The sequence below is a fragment of the Agromyces sp. Y182 genome, from assembly GCF_059445385.1.
Genome location: NZ_JCAIUF010000002.1, coordinates 1,233,974 through 1,253,101 on the forward strand (window position 1 = coordinate 1,233,974; position 19,128 = coordinate 1,253,101).

20 protein-coding genes and 1 riboswitch are annotated in these 19,128 nt (G+C 69.2%); of the genes, 6 read left to right on the plus strand and 14 right to left on the minus strand.

The genetic code is table 11. The features are described 5' to 3' along the window. The first annotated feature begins 4 nt into the window (after nucleotides 1-4). Nucleotides 5-985 (plus strand): YeiH family protein, encoded by a 981-nt coding sequence (locus AC1C2R_RS20305; RefSeq protein WP_495381078.1) that lies wholly within the window; start codon nucleotides 5-7, stop codon nucleotides 983-985. 40 nt (nucleotides 986-1,025) lie between these two features. Here the strand turns inward: AC1C2R_RS20305 and AC1C2R_RS20310 are convergent, their stop codons facing one another. The 6 genes from AC1C2R_RS20310 to AC1C2R_RS20335 form a co-directional block, all read right to left on the minus strand. Further along, entirely contained in the window at nucleotides 1,026-1,991 is a 966-nt protein-coding gene (locus AC1C2R_RS20310) for an NAD(P)-dependent alcohol dehydrogenase (RefSeq protein ID WP_495381079.1), read from the minus strand. Further along, a complete protein-coding gene (locus AC1C2R_RS20315; protein WP_495381080.1) occupies nucleotides 1,988-3,007 on the minus strand; it encodes an NAD(P)-dependent alcohol dehydrogenase in 1,020 nt (339 codons plus the stop codon). The genes AC1C2R_RS20310 and AC1C2R_RS20315 overlap by 4 nt, the downstream gene beginning before the upstream one ends. After that, entirely contained in the window at nucleotides 3,004-3,255 is a 252-nt protein-coding gene (locus AC1C2R_RS20320; protein WP_495353289.1) for a helix-turn-helix transcriptional regulator, read from the minus strand. Before AC1C2R_RS20320 ends, AC1C2R_RS20315 begins: the two co-directional genes overlap by 4 nt. Beyond that, complete coding sequence (locus tag AC1C2R_RS20325; protein ID WP_495353288.1) at nucleotides 3,249-3,680, minus strand: hypothetical protein; 432 nt, start codon at nucleotides 3,678-3,680, stop codon at nucleotides 3,249-3,251. Before AC1C2R_RS20325 ends, AC1C2R_RS20320 begins: the two co-directional genes overlap by 7 nt. A 130-nt stretch (nucleotides 3,681-3,810) precedes the next feature. Continuing rightward, nucleotides 3,811-4,140 (minus strand): DMT family transporter, encoded by a 330-nt coding sequence (locus tag AC1C2R_RS20330; RefSeq protein ID WP_495353287.1) that lies wholly within the window; start codon nucleotides 4,138-4,140, stop codon nucleotides 3,811-3,813. A gap of 12 nt (nucleotides 4,141-4,152) precedes the next feature. Then, a riboswitch (guanidine-III (ykkC-III) riboswitch) is annotated at nucleotides 4,153-4,219 on the minus strand. An 89-nt stretch (nucleotides 4,220-4,308) separates the two neighbouring features. Further along, nucleotides 4,309-4,623 carry an antibiotic biosynthesis monooxygenase family protein gene (locus tag AC1C2R_RS20335; protein ID WP_495381081.1) on the minus strand — a complete coding sequence of 105 codons (315 nt, stop codon included), beginning with the start codon at nucleotides 4,621-4,623 and terminating at the stop codon, nucleotides 4,309-4,311. Nucleotides 4,624-4,755: 132 nt separating this feature from the next. Here AC1C2R_RS20335 and AC1C2R_RS20340 point away from each other — a divergent pair, with 132 nt between their 5' ends. From AC1C2R_RS20340 to AC1C2R_RS20350, 3 genes are read left to right on the plus strand one after another with little or no spacing between them, the layout of a single operon-like run. Next, the gene (locus AC1C2R_RS20340) at nucleotides 4,756-5,331 is read left to right on the plus strand and encodes a cysteine hydrolase family protein (RefSeq protein ID WP_495381082.1); all 576 of its coding nucleotides are present in this window, start codon (nucleotides 4,756-4,758) and stop codon (nucleotides 5,329-5,331) included. Between the two features lie 58 nt (nucleotides 5,332-5,389). Next, on the plus strand, nucleotides 5,390-6,685 hold the full coding sequence (locus AC1C2R_RS20345; protein ID WP_495381083.1) for an O-acetylhomoserine aminocarboxypropyltransferase/cysteine synthase family protein: 1,296 nt from the start codon (nucleotides 5,390-5,392) through the stop codon (nucleotides 6,683-6,685). Beyond that, the gene (locus AC1C2R_RS20350; protein ID WP_495353283.1) at nucleotides 6,682-7,296 is read left to right on the plus strand and encodes a CoA-binding protein; all 615 of its coding nucleotides are present in this window, start codon (nucleotides 6,682-6,684) and stop codon (nucleotides 7,294-7,296) included. Before AC1C2R_RS20345 ends, AC1C2R_RS20350 begins: the two co-directional genes overlap by 4 nt. Nucleotides 7,297-7,477: 181 nt before the next feature. On the opposite strand, the gene AC1C2R_RS20355 is transcribed toward AC1C2R_RS20350, so the two are convergent. The 5 genes from AC1C2R_RS20355 to AC1C2R_RS20375 form a co-directional block, all read right to left on the minus strand. Beyond that, nucleotides 7,478-9,379, minus strand: a complete 1,902-nt coding sequence (locus AC1C2R_RS20355) for a CocE/NonD family hydrolase (protein ID WP_495381084.1) — start codon at nucleotides 9,377-9,379, stop codon at nucleotides 7,478-7,480. A 244-nt stretch (nucleotides 9,380-9,623) separates the two neighbouring features. Next, nucleotides 9,624-10,454: an ABC transporter permease gene (locus AC1C2R_RS20360; RefSeq protein WP_495381085.1), complete on the minus strand. Its 831-nt coding sequence runs from the start codon at nucleotides 10,452-10,454 to the stop codon at nucleotides 9,624-9,626. Next, nucleotides 10,451-11,455, minus strand: coding sequence for an ATP-binding cassette domain-containing protein (locus AC1C2R_RS20365; protein ID WP_495381086.1), 1,005 nt, complete (start codon nucleotides 11,453-11,455; stop codon nucleotides 10,451-10,453). Before AC1C2R_RS20365 ends, AC1C2R_RS20360 begins: the two co-directional genes overlap by 4 nt. Before the next feature lie 7 nt (nucleotides 11,456-11,462). Beyond that, nucleotides 11,463-11,951, minus strand: coding sequence for a Clp protease N-terminal domain-containing protein (locus tag AC1C2R_RS20370; protein ID WP_495381087.1), 489 nt, complete (start codon nucleotides 11,949-11,951; stop codon nucleotides 11,463-11,465). Beyond that, nucleotides 11,944-12,189 (minus strand): helix-turn-helix domain-containing protein, encoded by a 246-nt coding sequence (locus AC1C2R_RS20375; protein ID WP_495353278.1) that lies wholly within the window; start codon nucleotides 12,187-12,189, stop codon nucleotides 11,944-11,946. The genes AC1C2R_RS20370 and AC1C2R_RS20375 overlap by 8 nt, the downstream gene beginning before the upstream one ends. A 123-nt stretch (nucleotides 12,190-12,312) precedes the next feature. On the opposite strand from AC1C2R_RS20375, the gene AC1C2R_RS20380 reads away from it, so the two are divergent. Further along, complete coding sequence (locus tag AC1C2R_RS20380) at nucleotides 12,313-12,756, plus strand: GNAT family N-acetyltransferase (RefSeq protein WP_495381088.1); 444 nt, start codon at nucleotides 12,313-12,315, stop codon at nucleotides 12,754-12,756. 2 nt (nucleotides 12,757-12,758) lie between these two features. On the opposite strand, the gene AC1C2R_RS20385 is transcribed toward AC1C2R_RS20380, so the two are convergent. Next, entirely contained in the window at nucleotides 12,759-13,811 is a 1,053-nt protein-coding gene (locus AC1C2R_RS20385) for a GNAT family N-acetyltransferase (RefSeq protein ID WP_495381089.1), read from the minus strand. Nucleotides 13,812-13,855: 44 nt separating this feature from the next. Here AC1C2R_RS20385 and AC1C2R_RS20390 point away from each other — a divergent pair, with 44 nt between their 5' ends. Further along, nucleotides 13,856-17,077: an ATP-binding protein gene (locus AC1C2R_RS20390; protein ID WP_495381090.1), complete on the plus strand. Its 3,222-nt coding sequence runs from the start codon at nucleotides 13,856-13,858 to the stop codon at nucleotides 17,075-17,077. A gap of 9 nt (nucleotides 17,078-17,086) precedes the next feature. Here AC1C2R_RS20390 and AC1C2R_RS20395 read toward each other — a convergent pair whose 3' ends face one another. Together AC1C2R_RS20395 and AC1C2R_RS20400 are read right to left on the minus strand one after the other, a co-directional pair. After that, nucleotides 17,087-17,929, minus strand: coding sequence for an ABC transporter permease (locus AC1C2R_RS20395; protein WP_495353274.1), 843 nt, complete (start codon nucleotides 17,927-17,929; stop codon nucleotides 17,087-17,089). Further along, a complete protein-coding gene (locus AC1C2R_RS20400; RefSeq protein ID WP_495381091.1) occupies nucleotides 17,926-18,990 on the minus strand; it encodes an ATP-binding cassette domain-containing protein in 1,065 nt (354 codons plus the stop codon). The genes AC1C2R_RS20395 and AC1C2R_RS20400 overlap by 4 nt, the downstream gene beginning before the upstream one ends. Nucleotides 18,991-19,128: the final 138 nt, after the last annotated feature.

The window sequence follows — 19,128 nt, forward strand, 5'->3', positions numbered from 1 at the left end:
GAGCATGCGTGAACGGATGCCGGGACTTCTCGTCGCGGCATCCGCAGCACTCATCGCGTGGCTCGCTCACCTGGTGCTGCCCGCCGTGCCGATCCTCACCGCGGCGGTCGCGCTCGGCATCGTCGTCGGGCAGATTCCGGCCGTGCAACCCGCGCTCACGGGCGCACTCGCACCTGGCCTCAAGATCGCCGCGCGCGGCCTGCTGCGCGTCGGCATCGTACTGCTCGGCCTGAAACTCAGCCTCGTCGACATCGCCGCGCTCGGCTGGGTGTCGATCGCGACGACGGTCGCCGTCGTGGTGCTCACCTTCGTCGGCACGATCGGCCTCGGACGCGCGATGGGACTGCCGGGGCACCAGCCGCTCCTGATCGCGAGCGGCTTCTCGATCTGCGGCGCATCCGCGATCGGTGCGATGGGCGCCGCCGTGCGTGCCCGTGACGAGGAGCAGGCGGTGCCCGTGGCGCTCGTCACCCTGTGCGGCACGCTCGCGATCGCGGTGCTGCCGGCGCTGTGGCATCCGCTCGGCCTCTCGACCCTGCAGTTCGGGCACTGGGTCGGCGCCGGTGTGCACGATGTGGGCCAGGTGGTCGCGACCGCGCAGATCGCCGGCACCGCGGCCCTCGCGGTCGCCGTCGTCGTGAAGCTCACCCGGGTGCTCATGCTCGCCCCGATGGTCGCGATCACTTCCGCGATCGAACGGCGCAGGGCGACGGATGCCTCGGGCCCGCGCCCCCCGATCGTGCCGCTCTTCGTGGCGGGCTTCCTCGCCGCCGTGCTGCTGAACACGTTCGTTCCGTTGCCCGAGTGGCTGCTCTTCGGGGCCGACCAGGTGCAGACCGTGCTGCTGGCCATGGCGCTCTTCGCGCTCGGCGCGTCGATCCGGCTCGGCGAACTCGCGAGCACGGGGTGGCGTGCGCTCGTCGTGGGGCTCACGTCGTGGGTGCTCGTGGCGGCGCTCGCGTACGGCGCGGTCCTGCTCGGTTGAAGCGCGGTGCGTGATGCGCAGTGCCGCCCTGCCGGGCGGTTCAGACCTCGATGACCACCTTGCCGCGCACGGCGCCCGACTCGAGCCGCGCGACCGCCTCGGCGGCCCGTGCGAGCGGGAACACGTCGTCGACGACGGGTGAGAGCACGCCCGCATCGATGCTGCGCGCGAGCTCGGCGAGGTCGTCGCTGTTCCGCGTGGCCGCGAGCGGCCGGAGCCGCTGGGAGCCGAACATCGACACGACGGATGCGCGGATGATGCGTCCGAACGGGCCGAACACCGCACCGCCCGTGCCCGACGAGAGCACGAGCGTGCCGCGCGGCGTGAGCGCGCGCCGAACACTGGCGAGCGGATGGTCGGCGACGAGGTCGAAGATCACGTCGTAGCGGTCTTCACTCGCGGTGAAGTCCTCGCTCGAGTAGTCGATGACGTGGTCGGCTCCGATCGCGCGCACGTGCCCGGCCTTCGCAGCGCTGCACACGCCCGTCACCTCGGCGCCCATCGCCTTCGCGAGCTGCACGGCGAACCCGCCGACGCCGCCAGAGGCGCCGTTCACGAGCACGAGCGCGCCGGGCCCGACGCCTGCGAGCCGGAGTCCCTGCAGTGCGGTCGTGCCCGAAACCGGCACGGCGGCCGCGTGGATCGCGTCGACGGTTCTCGGCCGCATCGCGACGAATCGCTCCGGTACCGCGACGAACTCCGCGTAGCCGCCCTGATTCGACTCGGCGAACACGGCGTCGCCGACGTGGAAGCGGGTGACCCGTGCGCCGACCGCCTCGACTTCGCCCGCGACATCCCGACCGATCGTCGGCTGCTTCGGCCGCCGCAGCCCGAATGCGAGACGAACAGCGCGCGGCACTCCCCGCATGATGAGGGCGTCGCCCGCGCTCACCGCGACGGCCTGCACCCGGATGAGGACCTCGTCGTCGGCTGGAACCGGAGTGTCGACCTCGCCGAGCGAGAGCACCTCGGGTCCGCCGTAGCGGTGCTGCATGATCGCCCTCATGATGCTGCCTCGGGCCGCTTGGACTCTTCGGGCACTGCGGGCGCCATCACCACGACGACGTTTCCGGCCTTGTGACCGGTGTCGACCCGGCGATGCGCTTCGGCGATCTCGTCGAACGGCACGATGCGGTCGATGACGGGCACGATCGCTCCGGACTGGGCCAACTCGCCGATGAGCACCAGGTCTGCCGACTTCGCCGCGGCCGCGCGGAGGCCGGTGAACAGGATTCCGCCGCGCCGCCCGGTCTCGGCCGACTTCGCACGCCTCGTGCGGAGCAGCACTGATGGAGACGGCACCGTTGAGAGGTAGATGCCGTCGCGGGTCAGTGCCTGCCGGCACGCGCCGAACGAGCGCTTGCCCACGGCGTCGAAGATCACGTCGTAGCGATCGGTCGCACGAGCGAAGTCCTCTTGCGTGTAGTCGATCACTTCGTCGGCGCCGAGGGAGCGAACGAGATCGACGTGGCCGGTGCTGCACACCCCGACGACGACGGCACCGAGGTGCTTCGCGAACTGCACCGCGGCTGAGCCCACCGCGCCGGATGCGCCGTTCACGAGCACCGTTTGACCGGCGCGCACACGCCCGCCGTTGCGCAGGAACGGAATCGCCGTGAAGAAGCTGTCGAGTATCGCGACGGCACCCGCCGCGTCGAGACCGTCGGGGATCCGCGCGACCACGCCGTCCTCCGCGATCCGCACCCGTTCGGCGTGCGCACCGGGCGACGGCGCGAGCGTACCGTAGACGCGGTCGCCGGGCGCGAACCGCCGAACGGCCGGCCCGACGCGTTCGACCACGCCGGCGAAGTCGTATCCGAAGACCGGATGGCGCGGCCGCGTGAGCCCGAAGAAGAGCCGTGCGTAAACCGGGTGCCCGAGTCGGTTCGCGCCGTCGGTCGGGCCGACCGTGGTCGCCTCAACACGCACGAGCAGATCGCGTTCGGAGATGACCGGCTCGTCGACCTCCCGCAGGCGCACCACCTCGGGCGCGCCGTACCGTTCCACCACTGCTGCCCTCATGACGCCGTCTCCTCATTCTCTGTCGTCTCTTCGCTCCGCGGGTACTGGAACACGTCGTCGAGCGGGACGCCGAACACCCGCGCGATCTGGAAGGCCATCTCGAGGGAGGGCGAGTAGCGCCCCTGTTCGATGGCGATGACGGTCTGGCGGGTCACGCCGATGCGTTCGGCGAGCTCGGCCTGGGTCATCTCGCCGTGGCGAAAGCGCAGGGCGCGGATGTCGTTGGTCACGCTCGTCGGCTTCACCACGTCGGCACCCCCTTGCGGTAGACGACGACCTTGGTGACGCTCGACAGCAGCGCCGAGAGCACGAAGCAGAGGTAGATCACGTTGGCGATCCAGAACCACTGCGCCTCGAGCATCGCCAGCACGAGAGCCACCAGCATGCCGATCACCAGGAACGCGTTGCCGACGCGCTCGCCGAGCCGGTCGATCTCCTTGTCGCGCACGTCGCCGCGCGTGCTGCCGCTCGGCGCCACGATCTCGACGAGGATGCGCAGGACGATCGCCCCGACGATCGCGCCGCCGATGGTCCAGAGCATCGCAGGCACGTAGTCGATCTCATCGACCGGAACCCCGCCCAGAATCTCTGGAAGGACGAGGAACAGGTACACGACGTACCCCGTGATCGCGACCACGAGGTAGACCCACGTGCCCTTCTCTTCGTACGACATGTCCACTCCGATGCACTCGATCGATGTCAAAAACCTTTGACATGCTGAATGTAAAGCACCGTAGACACAATGTCAATGATTTTTGACACGGTGGACTGTTCGCCCACTGAACCGCGACGAACCGGCGCGACTAGTGCCCGGCGCCGTCGTCGACGAACTTGAGGCCGATGACGCAGCCGATGAGCCCGACGAGTAGGGCGATCTTGATCCACGAGACATCCGTATCGCCCGTGATCATCGCCCAGACGACCGTGAGCGCCGCGCCGATGCCGACCCACACCGCGTAGGCGGTGCCGGTCGAGATGTCGCGCATCGCCCACGCGAGGCCGCCCATCGAGAGGGCGAGTGCGCCGAAGAAGATCACCGACGGCCAGAGTTTCGTGAAGCCCTCGGACTTGCCGAGTGCGGTGGCCCAGACGGCTTCGAGCACGCCTGACACGATGAGGATGACCCAAGCCATTTTGTTCACTCCCGTGGCCAGTCTTGTCGCGTTCCGGGTACTGATCCCTCGTCCGGGGCCCGCGCGATTCGAACTCCGCGGCGACCTGTCAACAGGATAGCAACGCCGTCTGAGCAGGCCCCGTGCAGGCAATGCGCAGGGCAGCGGATGCCGCGGCATCCGCTCGTCTCAGTCGACGCGCGTGACCTCGGCGAAGTGCTCGACCCTCGGGAACGGATCGTAGAACCCGTGCAGCAACGCCCGCCACCGCTCGTACTCGGGCGAACCGCGGAAGCCGAGCTCGTGCGCCTCGACGCTCTCCCAGTGCACGAGCAGGAGGTACTCGTGCGGCGACTCGATCGAGCGGGACAAGCGCAGGTCGACGAACCCCGGCATCCCCGCGATGATCGCCTTCGCTTCGGCGAACGCCGCCTCGAACTCGGCTTCACGGCCCGGGACGACGGGCAGGAGCGCATGTTCGAGGACGGCGTGCTCACGGACCATCCGCCCACCTTAACGCGTTTCGAAACAGGCATCCGCGCCCGGTGGCGTGGCGTGTCTGCCTGTTCTCGTGGCCAACCGGCCAAATCCGCCTGTTCTCGAAACTCGGGTCGCGAGATCGGGCACGATGATGGCATGCCATTCGACTCCGCCCGCTTCGACGTCAACGCCGCCCTCATCGTGATCGACGTGCAGCAGGCCTTCGACGACCCAGTGTGGGGCGCCCGCAACAACCCCGAGGCGGAGGCGAACATCGGCCGCCTCGTCGAGGCATGGTCGGATGCCTCGCGGCCGATCGTGCTCGTGCGCCACGACTCCGTCTCGACGGGGTCGCCCCTCGCGGCAGGCTCCCCCGGCAACGCGCTGAAGCCCGTCGTGGCGGATGCGCCGCACGAACTCTTCGTCACGAAGCACGTGAACTCGGCGTTCTACGGGCAGCCCGACCTCGGTGCATGGCTCGAAGCCCGCGGCATCCGCCAGCTCGTCATCTGCGGCATCCAGACCAACATGTGCGTCGAGACCACCGCACGCATGGCCGGCAACCTCGGCTTCGACGTGACCGTGCCGCTCGACGCCACCCACACCTTCGATCTCGAAGGCCCCGGCGGACTGCGCCTCACGGCCGACGAGCTCGCGCGCGCGACCGCGGTGAATCTCGCGGGGGGCGGCTTCGCCCGGGTCGTGACGACCGACGAGGTGCTCGCGGCCTGATTGCCTCGGATTACGCTCGCGCCGCAGCATCCGCCACGCGCTCGGTAGCGTTAGCCGCATGGCAGACCGCGAATACGGCTTCAAGACCCGCGCCATCCATGCGGGCAACATCCCCGACCAGGTGACGGGCGCCCGCGCGCTGCCGATCTACCAGACGAGCGCGTACGTCTTCGATGACACCGCAGACGCTGCGGCACGCTTCGCACTGCAGAAGTACGGCAACATCTACTCGCGCCTCGCGAACCCGACCGTCGCGAGCTTCGAGGAGCGCGTCGCGAGCCTCGAGGGCGGGCTCGGCGCGGTCGCGACGGCATCCGGCCTCTCCGCGCAGTACATCACCTTCGCGAGCCTCGCAGGCGCGGGCGATCACATCGTCGCCTCGGCGAACCTCTACGGCGGTTCGATCACGCAGCTCGATGTGACCCTGCGCCGCTTCGGCATCGAGACGACCTTCGTGCGCAGCGCGAACGCCGAAGACTACGCCGCCGCGATCACCGACAAGACCAAGGCGCTCTTCGTCGAGACGATCGCAAACCCCTCCGGCGAGATCGCCGACCTCGAGGCGCTCGCCGACGTCGCCCATGCACACGGCATCCCGTTCATCGTCGACTCCACCATCCCCACGCCGTACCTCAACCGGCCGATCGAGTGGGGCGCCGACATCGTCACCCACTCGGCCACGAAGTTCCTCGGCGGTCACGGCACGACCCTCGGCGGCGTCGTCGTCGAGTCGGGCCGGTTCGACTGGCACTCCGAGAAGTTCCCGCTCTTCGGCCAGCCCGTGCCGAGCTATGGGGGCTTGCAGTGGTCGGGCAACTTCGGCGAGTACGCGTTCCTCACCCGGCTCCGCGCCGAGCAGCTGCGCGACATCGGGCCGGCGCTCGCACCGCACTCGGCCTTCCTGCTCGCGCAGGGCGTCGAGACGCTGCCGTACCGCATCCAGGCGCACGTCGACAACGCCCGCGTGGTCGCGGAATGGCTCGAGTCCGACTCGCGCATCGAGCGTGTGCTCTGGGCGGGCCTGCCCGATCACCCGCATCACGACCGCGCGCAGAAGTACCTCCCGAAGGGTGCTGGGTCGGTGTTCAGCTTCGAGGTGAAGGGCGGCCGCGCCGTCGGCCAGGCGCTCATCGAGAACGTCAACCTCGCGAGCCACCTCGCCAACATCGGCGACGCGAAGACCCTCATCATCCATCCCGCATCGACGACGCACGCGCAGCTGAGCGAGCAGCAGCTCGTCGACGCGGGCGTCCTGCCGGGGGTTGTGCGCCTGTCCGTCGGCATCGAGGATGTGGAAGACATCATCGACGATCTCGACCAGGCCCTCACGATCGCGACGGGAGCAACACGATGACGACCCTTCGACAGGCTCAGGACGGCGCGGATGCAGCCATCATCGACGACGCCACGGAGACCGTGCGCCTCGTCAACGGCCTCTCCTGCGAGCTGCCTGCGAGCTCACCGCTCGCAAAGCTCTTGAAGTCGCAGCGCACCTGGACCGGCCCCGACGCGAAGCAGCGCCTCGCGATCCTGCGCGCCGCGAAGTCGGTCGCGATCGTCGGCGCCTCGCCGAACCCGGCCCGGTCGAGCTTCTTCGTCGGCACCTACCTGCAGCAGTCGAGCGACTACCGGCTGTACTTCGTGAACCCGAACGCGACCGAGATCCTCGGGCAACCCGCGTACGCGAGCCTCGCCGACCTGCCCGAAGTGCCGGACATCGTCGTGGTGTTCCGCCGCGGCAGCGACATCCCGCAGGTCGTCGACGAGGTCGTGGCATCCGGTGCCAAGACCATCTGGGTGCAGCTCGGCATCTGGAACCAGGACGCTGCGTACGACGGCGAGGCGAAGGGCCTGACGGTCGTCATGGACCGCTGCATCAAGGTCGAGCACGCCCGGTTCCACGGCGGATTGCACCTGCTCGGTTTCGACACCGGTCAGATCACGGCCCGCAAGACGTTGCGCTGACGGAACCGGTCAAGCGCTCGCCGGGCCGCTGCAACGCCTCCACTCGCGAGCGAGCCCAGCGGCAAACGGAAATGGCCGTTTACCGCTGAGCTCGCTGAGCGGGCCCGCCCGCCGAACGGGTGGCGGTGCGCCACCGCCACCCGTCCGGCGGGCAGCGGGGCGCCTCCCCCCGCCGAGAGGGTCAGTTGCCGGGCCACACCGTTTCGTCGAGGTTGGGCAGGGTTCCCGGGCTCAGGTGCTCGGTGTCCTTCGCGGCCAGGTGACCCGGGCCGAAGCCGGCCATCGGGCCCGAGACCGGAAGATTCAGTTTCGAACCGCTCAGACCGACCGTGTAGGTGGTCGCCGCGTTGTCGGCGGCCAAGACACCGTTGCGGCTGCCGCTGACCACGACGCCGAGCTGGTGACCTGCCGGGACGACGACGTCGCTGGCAGCCAGTTCGACGGTGACCTTGTGGTTGCCGGCCCCGTCCAGACGGGCCCAGCCCCGGGCCAGCACCTGCAGCTCGGTGCTCGAGATGCGCTTGGCGACCTCGTTGTAGCAGGCGTCGTCGGTTGCGGTCGCCGGGCCCCAGCAGGACTCCGTGCTCAGCGTTTGCGCACCGTCACCGGCGGAGCTGATGCGATCCATCACGCCGTAGTCGACCAGCATGACCGACACCTGCCCGACCGGCGCGGTGTGCGTGACATCGAGGTCAAGCGTCGGCGTGCCCGAGATCCGCACGTCGTGCTTCGTCGTGCCGGTGAGGAATTGCAGCCGGTTGGGGTTGTCGCCGATTCTGACTGCGTTCGCCTCGCTCAGCGACGTGGAGTTGATGTAGCTGGCCGTGGAGCGGTCCTGCTTGCCCAGCATCATCGTGCCGTCGGAGTGCAGGTTCAGCGTCTGGGTGCGTGCCGACGAGATCGGCCAGGTCCGTGACTGCTCCCACTGGTTCGGCGCGGTCTCGACGCTCACCGCGGGCTCACGGTCGATGCCGTTGTCGACGTCCATGAGCTCGTGGTCGAACCATCGGTGAAGGGTGTCGACCCACAGGGCGCGCTCGGAGTCGAAGGGGTCCACGTGACCGAGGCGGGTGAGCCACATCTTGCGGTCCACGCCCTGCTCGCCGAGGTCGTCCCACCACTTCGAGGCGTTCATCGTCTTGACGTTGGTGTCCTGCAGTCCGTGGATGATGAACACGCTGGCCTTGACGTTGGACACGTCGTAGTAGGTGCCCTCGCGGTAGTCGCGCTCGGCCCAGAAGTCGGTATAGGCGCCCGTCTCGTCACCGTCGTTGGCGTTCATCCAGTTCAGCCGCGCCGAGCAGTCGGTCTCGATGGTCCGGTTGGACGCGACCGACCGGGACAGGCTGCTCGGGTAGTTGTTGGACTTCACCGCGCCCTGCCAGCGGTTGTAGTCGTACCACGAGCTGATCGCGCTGATCGGCACGATCGTCTTCAAGCCGTCGACGCCGGTGGCAGCGACACCATTGGCCAGGGTCCCGTCGTAGGACTTGCCGATCATGCCGGTCTTGCCATTGCTCCAGTCGGCGTTGACGACGGTTCCGCTGGCGTCGTGGGCGACCCCCTTGCCACCCAGCCACTCCACGACGGCCTTGACCGACTCGATGTCGGAGCGGCCACCTTCGTCGGTGCAACCGGTCGAACGGGCAGTTCCGGCCATGTCGACGGCGACGAACGCGTAGCCGCGGGGCACGAAGTAGTTGTCGTAGTAGAGCGGGAAATTCACGAGGTTGCCGTCGGCGTCATAGACCTTGCGCTCCGCCTCGTTACCCCGTCCGGAGCTCAGGTAGTAGGGGCTGGCGTCCATGATGATCGGGACCCGGGCGTTGCCGTCCAGTTCGGTGGGGCGGATGATGTCGGTCGCGATCCGCTCGTCGTCACCGTCCCCGTCGAGGTCGGGGGCGGTGACCCATACCGTCTCCCGAATGGCGCCGGCGTAGTCGTAGATCGGGGCAGTGGCGTTGCCGACGAGCGTGACCGGCGGGTTGTCGGTCGGTGCCGCGCTGGCCACCCCCGCCGCGCCGAGTGCGAGTGGTGCCGCGATGGCCAACGAGCCCGCGAAGACGAGGATTCTGGATTTCACTGAGGTCCTTTCGGTCACAGGACAACGCTGTCCCACAGGGTGATGGACTCTCCCATTGGGATGTGCGCGGTCATGAAAGCAACGTACGATGCTCGACGAGATTGGTCAACAATCCTCGACGAGATTGGTCCACAATCGTCGACGCTGGGTGCCCATCCGGTGATCGGGCGAAGCCATCGAATGACGATCGGTCGTCGACACCGGGCAGATCACGAACCGAAAGACGCTGGGCCGAGTACCGCGGTCACGCCTTCCGCATGTAGGCCCGCACCGTGAGCGGTGCGAACGCGGCCACCACGGCGAGCGAGCCCAGCAGTGCGAACCAGACTTCGACGCCCGCCGTTCCCGTCATCGTCAGGTCGCGGGCGGCGGTCACCAGATGCGACACGGGGTTCACCGCGACGAACCAGCCGAGCCAGTCGGGCAGCGTCGACGCCGGGACGAAGGCGTTCGAGAGGAACGTCAGCGGAAAGAGCACCATGAGCGAGATCCCCTGCACGGCGGCGGCCGAGCGCGCCATGACGCCGAAGAAGGCGAAGATCCAGCTGAGCGACCATGCCGAGACGATGACGAGCACGGTCGCGAGCGCGACGCCGGCGAAGCCGCCGCCCGGGCGGTAGCCCATGATGAGCGCCGTGCCGAAGGTGACGAGCCCGGCGATCGCGTAGCGCACGGTGTCGGCGAGCAGTGCGCCCGCGAGCGGCGCAACGCGGGCGATCGGCAGCGACCGGAACCGGTCGAAGACCCCCTTCGCCATGTCTTCGCGCAACTGCACGCCCGTGACGACCGAGGTCATGATCACGGTCTGCACGAGAATCCCGGGCACGATGAACGGCAGGTAGTCCTCGGGGGTGCCGGAGATCGCCCCGCCGAAGATGTACGTGAACATCACCGTCAGCAGGATCGGCTGGAACGTCACGTCGAAGAGCTGCTCGGGCGTGCGCTTGATCTTCAGGAGACCACGCCACGCCATCGCGAGCGAGTTCGACAGTGTCTGGCCGAGGCTCACGGAATTCGCGAGCGAGCGCTCGGCGCCCGGGGTGATCGACGATGGGGTGATGGCTGCGGTGCTCATGCGCCCGCTCCTTCGAGGGCAGCGGATGCCGCGGCATCCGCTTCGCCGAGTTCGACTCCGTGGCCGGTGAGGGTGAGGAACGCCTCGTCGAGGGTCGGTTTCGAGACGCTCAGCTCGGCGAGATGGATGCCGGCCTCGCGGAAGGTCACCAGAAGTTCGGTGACTCGGTCTGGATCGTGCATGGGTGCGGTGAGCCGAGCGTTCTCGGGCGAGCGCGTCGGGGACGTGCCGAGCACGCGCTCGATCGCCATGACCGCGTCATCGAGGTCGCCGCCGTCGGCGAGCCGGAGTTGCAGGCTCGATTCGCCGACCGACGCCTTCAGCTCATCGGTCGTGCCCTCTGCCACGACTCTGCCCCGGTCGATGACGGCGACGCGGTCGGCGAGCTGGTCGGCCTCATCGAGGTATTGGGTGGTGAGCAGCACGGTCGATCCCGTCGCGACGAGTCGACGGATCGTCGCCCACATCTGCGCACGGGTGCGCGGGTCGAGGCCCGTCGTCGGCTCGTCGAGGAAGATGAGCGGAGGCTGCGCGATGAGGCTCGCCGCGAGGTCGAGGCGCCGCCGCATGCCGCCTGAGTACTGCGTGACCGGCTTCTTCGCGGCATCCCCGAGCCCGAACTCCTCGATCAGCTCCCCCGCCTTCGCTCTGGCGTCGCGACGGCTGAATCCCTGCAGCACGGCGAAGAGCACGAGGTTCTCGATGCCGGAGAGCATGTCGTCGAGCGACGCGAACTGACCGGTGAGGCCGATGAGCTGGCGCACGACCTGGGATTCACGCACGACATCGTGCCCGAAGACACGGGCATGCCCCGCCTCGGGCCTGAGCAGGGTGGCGAGCATCGAGATGGTCGTCGTCTTGCCCGCGCCGTTCGGCCCGAGCACGCCGTAGACGCTGCCCGTGGCGACGCGAAGGTCGACGCCGTCGACGGCGCGAGTCGCCCCGAACGACTTCACGAGACCCTCGGCCTCGACGGCCAGGTCATTGAATCGGATGGTCATCTGCCCCTCAGAACTGCTCGAGTCGAGCGATGAGTGCTGCACGGTCGACGCCGGCGTATTCGAGGGCGCGAGGCACGGTGCCGAGATCGGCGCGCAATATGCCGATGAGCGCGTCGCCGACGGCGAGGCGTTCGCGTTCGGCGCGGCCACGGCCCCGGTGCGCCATGAAGTCGCCACGGCGCAGCGCGTCGCGGATCGACGCACCCCAGACCGGACGGGAGTTGCGAGTGGCCTGGAGCCGACCGCCCGAGACGGGCTCGATGCCCGCGGCCCGCAGCGAGCGTTCGCGCTCATCCTGCAGAGCCACCTCGATCGCGGCATGATCGAGTCCCGTGTCGGCGAGCACCTGGGCTGCGGCATCCCCGCTCCCAGCGATCGCGAGCAGCAGATGCTCGGCCTCGACCTTGGCCGCGCCCCGCCGAATGGCCTCGTCGATCGAAGCCTTGATCACGGTCTTCAGCGTCACGCCGAGATCTTCGTGCAGTTGGTCAGACACTTCGCCTCCTCAGTTCGAGTCCCGCGGTCTCGAGTCGCCGGTGGTGCTTCTTGTGCACGGCCTGCCTGGTCACGCCGAGCGCCTCGGCGACCTGGCTCCAACTCCAGCCGGCGCGCATGGCGCGTTCGACGGCGGCGTCTTCGAGCTGGTCGGCGAGCTCGCGGAGTGCGACGACGGCGGCGAGGTCATCGGCCTCTGCTCCGGTGGGTTCCGGGCTCTGCTGATTCGGCGGGGGCATATAAGCAACCTAGGTTGCTCGGCGCAACTTGTCAACTCTGGTTGCTTATCGGATGAGCGGGGCAATGCCATCGAACGACGATTGGCCGTTGCTCAGCGAGGGCATCCACGGTTGCATCGGAATATGCCTGCAGAATCCCCCGACGACTTCGAGTTCTCCACCGATCCCACGCGTCTCGATCTCGAGCTCATCCACGCATGGCTCTCCGAAGAGTCCTACTGGGCGATCGGGCGATCGCGCGCAGCCCACGACGCTGCGGTCGCCGCTTCGCGCAACTTCGGAATCTACGACCGATCCACCGGCGAGCAACTCGCGTACGCCCGGGTCATCACCGACGGCGTCACCTTCGCGTGGCTGTGCGACGTCTTCGTCGCCGTCGAGGCCCGTGGGCGCGGCGTCGGCGTTGCGCTCATCGACGGCGTCGTCGAATCGCTCGCACCGCTCGGGCTACGACGCATCGCGCTCACTACGGGCGACGCTCACGGACTCTACGAGAGGTTCGGGTTCCGGCCGCTCGAACAGCCCGAGCAATGGATGGCGCTGGTCACCACGCCCGAGGCGGCCTGAGTTCAGGCGACGCCCACCTCGCCCCGTGCAGCGTCGACCTCGTCGATCTCGCGACCGTACGCCAGCATGAGGAAGCTCGAACCATCGGGCCGCTCGAACGTGAACTCCCGATCATGCAGCCGCGCGAAGCCAAGGCGCTCATAGAGCCGCCGCGCAGACACCATGTCGCCGCCGGTGTTGAGCACCACACGGTCGACGCCGCGGATGCGTGCGAGCCGCAAGACATGCTCGACGAGGACTTCCCCGATGCCGCGGCGACGCGCCTCGGCCGCCACCCCGAGGAACCGGAAGTCGAGCTCACCGGCACGGGCGAGCGGTGAGATCGCAGCGCCCGCCACGGGTGTCGAAGCCGTGCCGAGGATCGCGCCGCTCGAGGCATCCGTCGCGACCCAGACCTGGTGGTCGCGCGCTCGCTCGGCGACCGCGGCGATGTCCGCCCGATACGCCGGGTTCAATTCGAAGTCGTTCGCGTACGCACGCTCGACGAGTTCGGAGACTGCGTCGGCCTCATCGGCCAGCATGAGCCGCACGCGCACGTCGTCTCGCGCCTGCAGGCTGAACCCGTACGCGAGCGATTCGACCTCGTCGTCCGGGTCTCGCTCGGGGAGCCGCTCGAACCCGAGTCGGCCGTAGAGCGTCTGCGCCCGCGTGTTGAGTTCACCGGTATCGAGCACCATCGCCTCGGCGCCCCACCCGAGCGCGGTCTCCATGCTCGCCCGCATGAGGGCCTCGCCCACGCCTGCACCCTGCGCCGAACGCGCCACGGCGACGAGGCGCACCTCGGCCTCGCCTCGTTTCGCGACCCTGGCGTTCGGCGTGCCGGCTCGCAAGACGCTCGCCGTGCCGATCAGCCGTTCGCCCGCGACCGCGACGAGCACCGCTCCGGATGCCGCGCGACCCGCCGTATCCCGTTCGAAGGCGCGCCGCTCGGCACTCACAGGCCGATGCCCGTAGGGGCCGGACGCGAACGCCTCCTCGATGATCGCGGACTCGGCGGCGGTCTCGCCGTCGCGGATCCGGCGGATGGTGAACGGGGTGGAGTTGGTCTGCGACATCGCCTTCAAGCCTATGACGATCCACTCGCATTAGGCTCGACTGCGTGCCGCACACCCCGACCGACGCGCCCCGCGTCGCCCTCCTCGGGCCAGTGCTCGTCGAGGCCAGGAACGGCACCCTCGTCGAACCGCCCGGGGCTTTGGCGAAGGCCCTGATCGCGCTGCTCGCCGAGGCCGCCGATCGCCCCGGCGGGCGTGGTCTGAGCACGAATGCGATCACGGCCGAGCTCTGGGGCGAGGCCCCGCCCCGAAACGCGAAGGCCGCGCTGCAGACGCTCGTCTCCCGCGCGCGCGGCACGACCGCCGAGGGTCTGATCATCTCCACGAGCACCGGCTACGCGCTCGACACCGCCGGCGGCCCGAGCGATCTCGCCCTCGCGAGGTCGCTGCTCGCGCACGCGCGATCCCTGCTCGATCACGACCCCTCCGAGGCATCGCACGCCGTCGACCGCGCCCTCGCGCTGTGGCGAGGCGAGCCAGGAGCCGACCTGGGCGATGCTCCGATCGGGGTGGAGCTCGCGACGGCCGCGGGGGCGCTCCGAGACGAGCTCATCGAGGTGCGCGCCCGTTCGCGGCTCGAGACCGGGCGCTCCGGCGAAGCCGTCGACGACCTCGAACAGCTCACCGCGATGCATCCGCTGAACGAACGCCTCCAGCACCTGCTGCTGCGCGCGCTCGCAGACGATGGCCGACGCCAAGAGGCCCTCGAGCGGTTCGGCCGCTTCCGCGGGCGACTCCGCGACGAACTCGGCGCATCGCCCGGTGCCGAACTCGTCTCACTCAACACGAGGCTGCTCGACGACGAACCCCGCGCCGCGACGCACGTGCGCCTCGGTCTCCGCGCCGAGCCCAATCAGCTGCTCGGGCGCGAAGCCGACGTCGGCGCCATCGAAGCGCAATTCCACTCGACGCGCCTCGTGACCGTGCTCGGTCCGGGAGGTCTCGGCAAGACGCGGCTCGCGCAAGCCGTCGCCGCCCGGGCCGCCGACCCGGTGGTCGTGGTCGTCGAGCTCGCGAGCGTGCGCAGCGACGACGATGTGACCCTGGCCTTCGCGTCGACGCTCGGCATCCGCGAGCCGACGGCGAGCACCCGACTGGCCGACGCCGCGCCGCGACCCGATCTCGCGACTCGCGTCATCCAGCAGCTCAGCGAGCACCCCACCCTGCTCGTGCTCGACAATTGCGAGCACGTCATCGACGGCGCCGCGCGCTGGACGGCCACGCTGCTCGCCGCGTCTCCCCGACTCAGGGTGCTCGCGACCAGTCGCAGCCCGCTCGCGATCACGGCAGAGCACGTCTATCCCTTGGACGCCCTGCCGACGACCGGCGTCGACGGAGCGCCGGGCGCCGCCGTACAGCTGTTCCTCGACCGAGCGAGCTCCGCGCGCCCCGGCGTGACCCTCCCCCGTGATGCCGTCGAGCGCCTCTGCGTGCACCTCGACGGGCTCCCGCTCGCCATCGAGCTGGCCGCCGCGCGAGTGCGGTCCATGTCGGTCGAGCAGATCGAAGCCCGACTCGAGCATCGTTTCGCCCTGCTCATCTCGGGCGACCGTGCTGCGCCCGAACGGCACCGCACGCTGCAGGCGGTGATCGAGTGGAGCTGGCGCCTGCTCGAGCCGGCCCAGCAACGCGCGCTCGCGCGACTCTCGCTGTTCGTCGACGGGTTCGCCGTCGATGCCGCCGCCCGGGTGCTGGGAACCGACGAGACTGCGGCCGACTTCGTCGTCGACGCGTTGGTCGCACAATCCCTGCTGGCCGTGTCGGAGCCGCATGGCTCGACCGCACCTCGCTACCGCATGCTCGAGACCGTGCGCGAGTTCGGCCAGCTCGAACTCGATTCGATCGGTGGCACCGATGACGCCCGAAGCGCGCTGTTCGAATGGGCCGCAGAATTCGCGATCGAATCGCTCACGCGCACGGGCGATCAGCGCCAGCTCGACATGCTGCACCGCGTGGCGCTCGAGCAGGACAATCTCGTGTCGATCCTGCGCGGGGCGATCGCCGCGCGCGACGCGCACGTGGCGCTCGTCGTCTTCGCAGTGCTCGCGTACTCGTGGTCGGTGCGCGGCAGCCACGACGAGGTGCTCGCGTTCATCGCCGACGTGCTGGCGGCCAGTCACGGGCACATTCCCGAACCGCGGTTCGCCGAGCCGACCGCCACGGCGTACATCACGATGGCTGCGACCGCCCTCGTCGCCGAGCAGCGCCAGGGGCTCATCGCACTCGCGCGCCTGCGCCGGCTCGTGCGCTCGGGCGCGGTGCTCGCACCGTGGCAGCGGGGAGCATCCGGGTTCCTGCTCGCAATGCCCGATCTCAAGCGCACGCGCGACGCGCTCGAGCGCATGGCCGGTTCCGACGATCTCACCGAGGCGCTGTTCGGCGGCATCCTCGCGGCGCAGCTCGCAGAGAACGACGGCGACATCGAAGCCGCCGCCATCGCCGCACGACGCACCTTCGACCTCTCGGAACGGAGCGGGGAAGCCTGGATCGGCGCAATGGCGGCGATGACGCTCGCGCAGCTGGCCAGTCAGTCCGCGCAACCTGCCGAGGCGTTGCGGTGGAGCGCGGAGGCTTCACGACGCCTGCGGCGGTTCGGCGCGGCGCCGGACCTGCTCCAACTCGAGTGGATCGATGCGGCGGCCATGTTCGCGCTCGGTCGACTCGATGAAGCCCAAGTGCGCTTCGAACGGATGACGCAGGGCGAGTGGGTCGGCGACGACCGATTCGATCTCGGCGCGATCGGCGAACTCGGGCTCTCCGAGATCGCTCGCGCGCGGGGCGAGACCGCCGAGGCGCACGAGCGCATGCGCCGCACGCTCGTCCGTTACACGATGCCCGGCCGCCGGGCGTCGCCGTGGTACGTTCTCACGCTCGCGGCGTTCGTCGCCGCCGGCGTCACCGACGCCCGCGATGCTGGCGAGGTCGCCGAGTTGGCGGGGCGGCTGCGTGCTCTCACGCTCGCCGTGCATCGGGTGCGGCCGGGCATCGGCGACAAACCGGTGCTCGGCACGGCGCTCGTCGGCTGGTCGAGCTGGGCCATGACCGTGCCGGGGCTCGAACCACGGGCCGTCGAGCTGCTCGCGCTCGCCGAGCGGCTGTCGCCTCGTCAAGACCTTTCGTTGCTCGTGCTCACCGCACGCATCGACGATGCTGAGCGCCGGCTCGGCGCGACGCGGGTGCACGAAGCCCGGTCGGCCGCGGCATCCGTGTCTCCGGATGCCGCGGCCGACCGGGCGATCGAGCTCCTCTCGGAGCGTCTCCCGTAGCCGGGCTGGTTACGCCTTCCGCATGTACGCCCGCACGGTGAGCGGCGCGAAGATCGCGACGATCACGGCGGCACCGAGCAGCGAGACCGCCGCGTCGGTTCCCCAGGTGCCGGTGTTCACGAGGTCGCGCACCGCGGTCACGAGGTGCGAGACCGGGTTGATGTCGACGAACCACTGCAGCCAGTCGGGCATCGTGTCAGCCGGCACGAACGCGTTCGAGAGGAAGGTGAGCGGGAAGAGCACGACCATCGAGACGCCGGACACGCTCGAGGCGGTGCGGGCGATCACTCCGAAGAACGCGAAGATCCAGCTGATCGCCCACGAGCACGCGATCACGAGCAGGCCTGCCCCGATGATCGCCCAGATGCCGCCATCCGGGCGGAATCCCATGATGAAGCCCATCACGAAGGTGAGGGTCGTCGCGATGGTGTATCGCACGGTGTCGGCGAGCAGGGCTCCAGAGAGCGGGGAGATGCGCGCGATCGGCAGTGAACGGAAGCGGTCGAATACGCCCTTGTCCATGTCTTCTCGCAGCTGCACCCCTGTGACGACCGAGGTCGTGATGACGGTCTGCACGAGGATGCCCGGGATGATGGTCGGCAGGTAGCTCACGACGTCGCCCGCGATCGCCCCACCGAAGATGTACGTGAACATCAGGGTGAAGAGAATCGGCTGCACCGTCACGTCGATGAGCTGCTCGGGAGTGCGCTTGATCTTGAGCAGGCCACGGTAGGCCATCGTGAGCGTGTGCGAGACGACCTCGGAGAAGGTCACGCGGTTCTTGAGTTCTCGAGCCGTGCCCGGAACGATGGTGGCGCGCGCGGCGGGTGGGGTAGTGGTGATGGTGGTCATGCGCGGCTTCCCTCCTTGCTGTCGAATGAGTCGGTGCCGAATGGGTCGGTGCCGGATGCCCCGGCGGCGGTCTCACCGTCGGCGCCGTGCCCCGTGATCGCGAGGAACGCCTCATCGAGCGTCGGCTTTGAGACGCTGAACTCGGCGAGGCGCACGCCCTCGTCTCGCAGGGTCACGAGCAGTTCGGTGACCCGGTCGGGGTCGTGCATGGGGGCGGTGATGCGCCCGGCCTCCGGCGAGCTGGTGGGCACCACGCCGAGCACGCGTTCGATCGCGACGCGGGCATCGGCGAGGTCGCGCGGGTCGGCGAGACGCAGCTCGAGGCTCGATTCGCCGACGGAGGCCTTGAGCTCGTCGGCGGTGCCCTCGGCGACGACACGGCCGCGGTCGATGACCGCGATGCGGTCGGCGAGCTGGTCGGCCTCGTCGAGGTACTGGGTCGTGAGCAGCACGGTCGAGCCGGTCGCGACGAGGCGGCGGATCGTCTCCCACATCTGGGCTCGGGTGCGCGGGTCGAGCCCGGTCGTCGGCTCGTCGAGGAAGATGAGCGGGGGCTGCGCGATGAGGCTCGCCGCGAGGTCGAGCCGGCGACGCATGCCGCCGGAGAAGTTCTTCAGGGGGCGGCGTGCGGCTTCGGTCAGACCGAACTCCTCGAGCAGCTCGACCGATTTGCGGCGGGCCGCCCCCGCGCCGTACCCCTGGAGCCGGGCGAAGAGGAAGAGGTTCTCGGTTGCCGAGAGCGTCTCGTCGACCGAGGCGTACTGCCCGGTCACGCCGATGAGCTGACGCACGATCTGCGCTTCGCGCACGACGTCGTGGCCGAACACCTCGGCGCGGCCGGCGTCGGGCTTGAGCAGGGTGGCGAGCATCGAGATGGTCGTGGTCTTGCCCGCGCCGTTCGGGCCGAGCACGCCGTAGACGGATCCGGTCGCGACGCGCAGGTCGACGCCGTCGACCGCTCGGTTCGAGCCGAACGTCTTGACGAGGCCTTCGGCCTCGACGGCCCAGTCGGACCGGTTCCGTGTCTGTGTCTGTGTCTTCATGACAGTCTGTGTGGTCATGAACACATCGTGCGAGGTGCCCCTTTCACGACGCTCACACGATGCTCACAGGGCACTGTCGGCCGCTGACACGGCGTGAGAGGCAACGTGCGTGCACGCTGGCGATCCTGCGCCGAACGGGCGTGACCGGCGCCGCGT

Coding starts and splice junctions, on each gene's coding strand:
- AC1C2R_RS20305 (WP_495381078.1), top strand. CDS start 5: ATGCGTGAACGGATGCCGGGACTTCTCGTCGCGGCATCCGCAGCACTC.
- AC1C2R_RS20310 (WP_495381079.1), bottom strand. CDS start 1,991: ATGAGGGCGATCATGCAGCACCGCTACGGCGGACCCGAGGTGCTCTCG.
- AC1C2R_RS20315 (WP_495381080.1), bottom strand. CDS start 3,007: ATGAGGGCAGCAGTGGTGGAACGGTACGGCGCGCCCGAGGTGGTGCGC.
- AC1C2R_RS20325 (WP_495353288.1), bottom strand. CDS start 3,680: ATGTCGTACGAAGAGAAGGGCACGTGGGTCTACCTCGTGGTCGCGATC.
- AC1C2R_RS20330 (WP_495353287.1), bottom strand. CDS start 4,140: ATGGCTTGGGTCATCCTCATCGTGTCAGGCGTGCTCGAAGCCGTCTGG.
- AC1C2R_RS20335 (WP_495381081.1), bottom strand. CDS start 4,623: ATGGTCCGTGAGCACGCCGTCCTCGAACATGCGCTCCTGCCCGTCGTC.
- AC1C2R_RS20340 (WP_495381082.1), top strand. CDS start 4,756: ATGCCATTCGACTCCGCCCGCTTCGACGTCAACGCCGCCCTCATCGTG.
- AC1C2R_RS20345 (WP_495381083.1), top strand. CDS start 5,390: ATGGCAGACCGCGAATACGGCTTCAAGACCCGCGCCATCCATGCGGGC.
- AC1C2R_RS20350 (WP_495353283.1), top strand. CDS start 6,682: ATGACGACCCTTCGACAGGCTCAGGACGGCGCGGATGCAGCCATCATC.
- AC1C2R_RS20360 (WP_495381085.1), bottom strand. CDS start 10,454: ATGAGCACCGCAGCCATCACCCCATCGTCGATCACCCCGGGCGCCGAG.
- AC1C2R_RS20365 (WP_495381086.1), bottom strand. CDS start 11,455: ATGACCATCCGATTCAATGACCTGGCCGTCGAGGCCGAGGGTCTCGTG.
- AC1C2R_RS20375 (WP_495353278.1), bottom strand. CDS start 12,189: ATGCCCCCGCCGAATCAGCAGAGCCCGGAACCCACCGGAGCAGAGGCC.
- AC1C2R_RS20380 (WP_495381088.1), top strand. CDS start 12,313: ATGCCTGCAGAATCCCCCGACGACTTCGAGTTCTCCACCGATCCCACG.
- AC1C2R_RS20385 (WP_495381089.1), bottom strand. CDS start 13,811: ATGTCGCAGACCAACTCCACCCCGTTCACCATCCGCCGGATCCGCGAC.
- AC1C2R_RS20395 (WP_495353274.1), bottom strand. CDS start 17,929: ATGACCACCATCACCACTACCCCACCCGCCGCGCGCGCCACCATCGTT.
- AC1C2R_RS20400 (WP_495381091.1), bottom strand. CDS start 18,990: ATGACCACACAGACTGTCATGAAGACACAGACACAGACACGGAACCGG.